The organism is Nocardioides sp., from assembly GCF_035481145.1.
Taxonomy (GTDB): Bacteria; Actinomycetota; Actinomycetes; order Propionibacteriales; family Nocardioidaceae; genus Nocardioides.
The window spans coordinates 1-2,058 of the sequence record NZ_DATIHB010000038.1 but is presented as its reverse complement, the minus strand read 5'-3'; the positions used below and the strand labels follow the sequence as shown (position 1 = coordinate 2,058).

Below are 2,058 nucleotides of genomic sequence, written 5' to 3'. Positions count from 1 at the left end.
CACCCGAGAAGATGGGGAGGCCGGCGGCGCCGACGGGGACGTAGAGGAGGGCGGCGAAGAAGCCGCGGCGCATGCCGAGAACGGCGCCGCTGAGCAGGACCGCGAAGGTCTGGAGGGTGATCGGCACCGGGCCGGCGACGTTGATGGCGGGAAGGATCGCGCAGACCGCGATGAGCGCCGCGAAGCCGGCGATCAGGGCGATGTCGGTGCCGGTGCGACGGGGGGTGTGGGACACGGGTCTACTCTTTCGACGCGAGAACCTGAACGCTGGTCAGGTGAACGGCGTTCAGGTTAGGGTGCCGGGGCCGTCCCGGTCAATGCGGTCGTGAAGGAGGTCACATGCGCCATCGCCGCGCCGACGTGGTGGCCCGTGCGCTCGACATCCTCGGCGAGGTCGGGCTGCCCGACCTCACCATGCGCCGACTCGGCGCCGAGCTCGGTGTGCAACCGAGCGCGATCTACCACCACTTCCCCAGCAAGCAGGCGCTGCTCGGCGCGGTTGCCGACGAGATCATCGCCCGCGGTCCGCAGGGGTCGGCGGCCCCCGACGCGCCGTGGGACGAGCAGGTGCGCGCACGCTGTGCCGAGGTGCGCCAGGCGGTGCTCGCCTACCAGGACGGCGCGGACGTCGTCGCCACCATGTGGGCGTTCGGACTCGGCGGGCAGGCGCCGTACGACGACCTGGCCAAGCTGCTCGAGGCAGGCGGCCTGGGCACCGAGCTGGCGCGGACCGCCGCCCGCACGCTCCTGCACTTCGTCTACGGTCACGCCATCGACGAGCAGGCCCATGCGCAGGCGGCGCGGCTCGGCGCCATCGACAGCCCGCCGCGCGGCGCGGGCGACTTCGACGCAGGGCTCGCCATCGTGGTGGCGGGCATCGCCGCGGAGCTCAGCGACTGACGTCGACGTCGGCACCGTGCAGCTCCGCGAGGAGCACAGCGCCCGCGAGGTCGAGCCGTGTCCGCCGCAGTCGCGCAGCGGCCAGGTCGACCCGGTCGAGCGAGGCGCCCCGCAGATCGGCGCCACCCAGCTGCGTGTCACGGAGGTTGGCGCCGTCGAGGCGGCAGTCCCTCAGGGTCGATCCGCTGAGGTCGCTCGACGACAGGTCCGCCTCCCTCAGGTCGAGACCGGTCAGGTCGAGCCTGGTCAGGTCCGTGCCGCGGATCGTCACGCCCTGCCACTGACCGCCGCTCACCCTGATCGGCCGCATCCTGCACTCGACGAAGACCGTGCCGGCCAGCTTGCAGCCCTCGAAGGTCGCATCGAAGAAGTTGCCGCGGCGCACGTCGCAGGCCACGAAGGCGGTCGCCCGGTGGGTCGAGGAGTTGAAGCGGCAGCTGTGGAAGGTGCACCGGTCGAACACCGCACCCGAGGTGCTGGCCTCGCTGAGGTCGACCCCGGTGAACGTGCACTCGGTGAACCTGGCGGCCCCCAGCTCCTCGCCGTACCAGTCCTCGTCACGGAAGTGCCGGCCCTCGGCCGTCCGGGGCTCAGCCATCGACGGTCCGTGGCTCGCGTCGTCCAGAATCACCGGATATCCGGGGAAACTCACGCTGTGTGGTCAATGCATCGACCTCGAGGCGGGAAGAACGACCCCCAAGCACCCGTTGGGGGCTCCGCTCGCCGACGCCTGTCCCGACGACCGGACGTCCAGCAGCCGCTCGCACTCGGAGATCAACCGCTGCCGCAGCGGCGCCGCCCGCTCGGCGAACCCACGCTGCGCGGCGGCGTACTCCTGCTTGCCTCCGGCGGTCTCGATGCGCAGCGGTGCGAAGCCGAGGTCGGCGAGGTCGTAGGGCGAGGCACGCATGTCGAGCTCGCGGATGTCGCGCGCCAGCTCGAAGCAGTCGGCCACCAGGTCGGAGGAGACCATCGGCGTGAGCCGGAAGGCGTGCTTGTAGAGGTCCATGTTGCCGTGGAGGCAGGCGGGTTGCTCGTACGACGCCCGGTCGTCGCGGCCGGGCGACAGGATGTTGAGCGGGCGGGCCGGCCCGGTGAAGAACCGGTACGCGTCGAAGTGCGAGCAGACGATCCGGTGCGTCTCCACGACCTCGTCGG

At 71.5% G+C, this 2,058-nt stretch carries 3 protein-coding genes and 1 pseudogene; 1 reads left to right on the top strand and 3 read right to left on the bottom strand.

Going from position 1 to position 2,058, the window contains the following annotated elements; translation table 11 throughout:
• Nucleotides 1-235: biotin transporter BioY (locus VLF38_RS03030; protein ID WP_325269813.1), on the bottom strand; the 235-nt coding region annotated here is incomplete at its 3' end.
• A gap of 104 nt (nucleotides 236-339) precedes the next feature.
• Between VLF38_RS03030 and VLF38_RS03025 the strand changes: the two genes are divergently transcribed.
• Nucleotides 340-900 (top strand): TetR/AcrR family transcriptional regulator C-terminal domain-containing protein, encoded by a 561-nt coding sequence (locus tag VLF38_RS03025; protein WP_325269812.1) that lies wholly within the window; start codon nucleotides 340-342, stop codon nucleotides 898-900.
• Here VLF38_RS03025 and VLF38_RS03020 read toward each other — a convergent pair.
• Both VLF38_RS03020 and VLF38_RS03015 read right to left on the bottom strand, forming a co-directional pair.
• On the bottom strand, nucleotides 890-1,498 hold the full coding sequence (locus VLF38_RS03020; RefSeq protein ID WP_325269811.1) for a pentapeptide repeat-containing protein: 609 nt from the start codon (nucleotides 1,496-1,498) through the stop codon (nucleotides 890-892). The genes VLF38_RS03025 and VLF38_RS03020 overlap by 11 nt on opposite strands.
• A 63-nt stretch (nucleotides 1,499-1,561) precedes the next feature.
• Nucleotides 1,562-2,058, bottom strand: a pseudogene (locus VLF38_RS03015) (hypothetical protein); the annotation flags it as partial.

Bases quoted from the DNA above. Each gene is read 5' to 3' on its own strand.
- VLF38_RS03025 (WP_325269812.1), top strand. From the start codon at position 340: ATGCGCCATCGCCGCGCCGACGTGGTGGCCCGTGCGCTCGACATCCTC.
- VLF38_RS03020 (WP_325269811.1), bottom strand. From the start codon at position 1,498: ATGGCTGAGCCCCGGACGGCCGAGGGCCGGCACTTCCGTGACGAGGAC.